Genomic DNA, 4,731 nt, shown 5'->3' on the forward strand with positions numbered 1-4,731 from the left:
GCGCTTTCGAAGTCACCGGCGGACCGGTTCCCCAGCTGCGGGGCGTTTGCAGACGCGCTGTCGGCGGGCGCCCTGGGTACGGGCGCGCATGCAGAGCGAGGGGCGAGTGGTGCGACGCCCGAAGGTGCCCCAACGAGTCGCGCGCCAGGCGGACGGCGCGTCGTCGCGATTGGCGGCGTGTTCGCACTCGGTGCGGTTGTCATTGCTGGTGCCGTGTTATTCCGACGTGTGCCGAGCAGCGCGCCGGCGAATGTCACCGTGCGCGAGTCGACGACTGCGGGCGACACCGCTTCGGCTTCCGAGCGATCCCTCGTCGTGCTCCCCTTTACCTCGGTGGGCGGCGACACCGCCAACAGCTACTTCGCGGCCGGTATCGCGGACGAATTGAGCAGCGCACTCACGCAAATCCCGGGGCTGCGTCTTGCCGGTCGCGCATCGGCCGCGCGGGTCAAGCTGCAAGGCGGTGGCGCGCGCGAGATCGGCAGTGCGCTGAAAGTGGCGGCCGTGCTCGACGGCTCGGTGCGCCGCTTCGGTGATCGCATCCGCGTCTCGGCGGAGCTGACCAGCGCGAGCGATGAACGCGTGCTCTGGAGCCAGACATATGAGCGAGCGCTGGCCGATGTGTTCGCGGTACAGGACGAGATCACTCGGGAGATCGTGTCAGCGCTGCAGGTGCGGCTGACCTCGACGAGCGGCGCGCGCGGCATGAGTGCACGCGGCGGTACCACCAACCTCGAAGCGTACGATCTCTATCTCCGCGCGTTGCCGCTCTACAAGGGGCGCGGCATCGGGATGCTCAAGGCCGAGCAGTACCTTCAGCAGGCTATCTCGCGCGACCCGAGTTATGCCCGCGCATACGCGATGCTCGCATCGACGCTCCTGGCGCAACCGTACTTTGTCGCCGTCAGGCCGCGTGACGTGGCGGAACGCGGGCAGGCCGCCGCGATGCGGGCAATTGCGATCGATGATTCGCTGGCGGATGGGCATCAAGCCCTCGCGCACGCGCATGCCGAAGCGAATGAGTGGAGCGCGGCGCGGCGCGAGTACGAGCGCGCCATTGCCCTCGACCCCCGGTTTGTGGAAGCACACTACCGAATGGGAGAGCTGTTGTATCGGATGGGCCTCCCGCGGGAAGCGCTCGGCTTCTTCGAAGCAGCGAATCGACTGGATCCGTTGTATGCGCAGAACAACGCCTACCGCAGTCTTACGATGGCGATGATTGGACGCGTCGACGAGGCGATCGCCGTCGCCCAACGTGCGATGGCATTGGATCCGGAGCATCTCACCGTCAACCAGTGGTATGCCAACGTGCTGGAGCTCGCGGGGCGTCGCCAGGAGATGGCGGCACAGGCGCGCCGACTGATCGACCTGCCGGGCGTGACCCTGGCGCGCATCGGCCAAGCAGCGGGGATCCTGGGCCGTTCCGGTGCGCGCGACGAAGCACGCGCTCTGCTGCGCCGTATCGAGGCGCTCCCAGCCGGCACTCTCGAGCGCGAACCGGCACTTATCTACGCGCGACTGGGGCTCGACGATCTTGGGGGCGCGATGACGGCAATGGAATCAGCGGCGCTGACTGACCCGCAGCGTGTGGTGGCGTACGGCCTGCTCGGTATTGCGTATGACCCCCTGCGCGCCGATCCACGTTTCGCAGCGGTGCTGCGTCGACTCAATCTCGATGTCGCGCGCCTGACGCTGCCCGACGGCGGAAGGTCGCGGTGACGCCGCGCGAAGGGACTCGATGGAACCCGTCACTGTTCCTCCCCAAACTTTCGCCGGCGTGCCGAGACTCAAGCCCGTGTCGGGGCGATCACTTCCGCACCATCTCCATGACGTAGAAGTCGCTTTTCAGTTCCGTCATCACGAAGTAGACCAATCCGTTCCCAATCGATGGCAGTCCCGACGTCCACAAGCGCAACCGGGGCACGTCGAAGCGCAACACAGCTCGCGGCGTTTCCGTCGGCCGCTCCGCTGTCGAACAGCAGGAGAATGTGCGGATGCCGCAACGCCGCGGTAGTCATGATCTCCTGCATAAACCGCTCGGCACCGAGCACGGCGGCGAGCTCCGGCTTGAGCAACTTGAGCGCAACTCAGGACGCAAGCGAGCTACCGTGCGCGCGTCCGCGCCACCGGTTCAGCGATCAGGAAATCGGCGGGAATGCCAAAGAGTGCGCGCAGTGCCAGTAGCTGCCGCATGGACAAAGCGCGTTGCCCGCTGAAGAACTGACTCACCCGTGCACGGCCGCCCATGACATCGGCAAGTTCCGCGCGCTTCATCCCGCGTTGCTCGAGCATGAAAGTCACCACCTGCTGCGCCGTAACGGCGCCGCCTGGAAGCGGATGATGCTTCCGGTCAAAATCTTCAACCAGCACACTGAGAAACTCGATGCGTTCCTCCGCGCGTGACCCTTCTTTCGGATGCTTGTCCAGCAGCCGACGCAGCTCGGCAACCACCACGTCGTACTCTTTCTCATTACGAATGAGATGTGGCGTACTGAAGTCGAGTGCAGCGGTCATCGCGTATCTCCCCGGTCTCTAAAGACTATCGCCCTTGGTGCGGCGATCATACTCGGCATGTGTCATGACGTCCCGAATGAACAACATGTTCAGTCGATACCGAATGCTCGCGGAGATCCGATATTTGTTTCCACCAACGTCAAAGATGACGACGTTGTTCGGCAGGAAGTCCACATTGCTACCGAACAACCGCTTGAGGTCAGCCGGGTCAGCAAATTCGCTCGACTCAATCAGCTTGCACCACACCTTAAGCGGCACGAGCGCACGCGGATGTTTTTGTGCAAACAGTCGCAGCGATTTCCACGCAATCACCCGCATGTCGGTTCCAACCCCTCGCGGGCGATGTGTTTCCAATTTGGAAACGCGGTTTGCGAAAGTCAAGTCGCGACCTGCAGCGGTCCGATGGCAGGAATGTGCGCGAGTGACGCGACGCACATGTTACCATTTCCCCGCGACGCAGCTCTCCATCATGCAATACGATGCTCACCACGATTGACCGGCTCTCGGCCGATCACATAGTCCACGTCATTCAGAATGTTTTAGAAGCACGCGATCATTTCGCGCGAATTGCCGCCGTGCGCGCGGCGACTTCGCGCCCCCAGTTCTGCACGAGGATCACCTGCACCTCCTCGCCCGCGTGGCGCAGCATCAGGAACTCGGAGCCGTCTGGCGACACGTCCCAGTTCGGGTGCGACGGATTGGTGCTGTAGCTGCCCGTGGCGCCGCCAGCGCCGCTGCGATGTACGCACGCGCGACCCGTCGGCAGGCCGTCGATGAATGCGCGGTGCACATATCCACGGTACGCGCGGGCGCAGTCGCCGCCCCCACCACGTCGCGCCCGAGCGCGTTATCGCGGGCGACGAACACGCGCGACATGCCACCACCACCGAGCTCGCGCTCGAGGGTGTAGTCGGCGCCGAGCGTGGCTGGAAGTTGCGCGCGGAGATCGATCATTTGTGCGTGCCCGCCAGCGTCATCACGCAGTCACCGCTTGGCCTTCGACAACAACTCGCTGAACCAATTTTCCACGTACACGTCGGTGGCCGCTTTTATCACTTGGCCGCTCCGTCGACGGCGGTTTTCAGACGCGTGATGAAGTCGGGAATGAAGCGGAGATACCGCGAGCCGGTTTGCTCCGGGCCTTGCGAGTAGATGATGCCACCGTTCCAGGACGCGCGATTGGACCACCCGGGCGTGTCGACAAAGCGGGGATCGCGAGCCCAGAGGCGCGGAGCGCCGATAAGCGCGCCGCTCACGCGATCAAAACGCGCCGCGAACCACGTCACGCCCGACCGGTAGAGCAATTCAGTGGGCGAAAGCCAGATCGGTTCCACCCCGCCGACTGCCACTTGCTGCTGCTGGGTGCCGCGCGGATAAGGCCCGGTCAAAAGCTGATTGGTTTGCGATGTATGCCAGGCGAGTCGCGTGCCGTCGGGGGAGCGCGTCATGAAGATCGCATCCTTCGACACAGTGTCGATGCGCACCGAGCGACCGGACAACGTGAGGCGAAAGACTGTCGGGTTGCGACTGTCGCGCGCGAGGATCGTCGAGTCATCGCTGAAGTCGAGGGCATCGAGGGCATCCTGGTCGCCAACGCGCCGCATGAGCGTGTCCGGAGCGCCAGACGCGTCGGGCGAACCGATCAGCAGCGTCGCACCGGCATCGTTATCCACGCGCACCACGATCCGATCGCTACGCGGGTTCCAGAGCGGCATCCGGATGATCGGCGCCCGGAGCCACACCTGCATGAGGCCACTACGTAAGTCGTAAATGCGCAGCTCGTCTCCCTCGGACGTGGCCACCACGGCGGCCAGGCGTTTCCCGTCGCGGGAGAGATCGAACCGAAGAAACGGACCGCGCGCCATCGGCAGCGGTACGGCGTCAACCCCTTCGCGACGCACCACCATCGTCGCCAGCCGCTCATCACCAGCCGGTGCGAAGCCCAACAGTCCATTCGTCGAGATGTCGAATTGCGCGATGCCATTTACATCGCGACTCACGCCGCGCACCAGCGACACGGCCCGACCCAGTTGACGCGTGCGCGCGTCATACGTAGCCCCGCGGAGCGTACCGTCGAGCGACACGTAGATCATGTAGACGCCGTCGATGAGTCGGAATGCCGACCCCGACACCGCTCTCCCCGCTTTGCCGTCTTCATTCGTGGTCGTCAGGGGAAACACGTCACCTGACACGGGATCGATCAGCGTGACCGTCTCG

At 64.3% G+C, this 4,731-nt stretch carries 6 protein-coding genes; 1 reads left to right on the plus strand and 5 read right to left on the minus strand.

Going from position 1 to position 4,731, the window contains the following annotated elements; translation table 11 throughout:
• Positions 1 to 1,719: tetratricopeptide repeat protein (locus tag RMP10_RS18520; protein WP_310571599.1), on the plus strand; the 1,719-nt coding region annotated here is incomplete at its 5' end.
• 68 nt (positions 1,720 to 1,787) lie between these two features.
• Here RMP10_RS18520 and RMP10_RS18525 read toward each other — a convergent pair.
• The 5 genes from RMP10_RS18525 to RMP10_RS18545 all read right to left on the minus strand — a co-directional run.
• Complete coding sequence (locus RMP10_RS18525; protein ID WP_310571600.1) at positions 1,788 to 2,075, minus strand: hypothetical protein; 288 nt, start codon at positions 2,073 to 2,075, stop codon at positions 1,788 to 1,790.
• Between the two features lie 28 nt (positions 2,076 to 2,103).
• Entirely contained in the window at positions 2,104 to 2,514 is a 411-nt protein-coding gene (locus tag RMP10_RS18530) for a helix-turn-helix domain-containing protein (protein ID WP_310571601.1), read from the minus strand.
• An 18-nt stretch (positions 2,515 to 2,532) separates the two neighbouring features.
• Positions 2,533 to 2,832, minus strand: a complete 300-nt coding sequence (locus tag RMP10_RS18535) for a type II toxin-antitoxin system HigB family toxin (protein WP_310571602.1) — start codon at positions 2,830 to 2,832, stop codon at positions 2,533 to 2,535.
• Positions 2,833 to 3,067: 235 nt separating this feature from the next.
• Entirely contained in the window at positions 3,068 to 3,304 is a 237-nt protein-coding gene (locus RMP10_RS18540) for a hypothetical protein (RefSeq protein WP_310571603.1), read from the minus strand.
• A gap of 262 nt (positions 3,305 to 3,566) precedes the next feature.
• Positions 3,567 to 4,731, minus strand: a 1,165-nt coding sequence (locus tag RMP10_RS18545) for a hypothetical protein (protein ID WP_310571604.1), incomplete at its 5' end; no start/stop codon positions are given.

This window comes from Gemmatimonas sp. (assembly GCF_031426495.1).
Lineage (GTDB): Bacteria > Gemmatimonadota > Gemmatimonadetes > Gemmatimonadales > Gemmatimonadaceae > Gemmatimonas.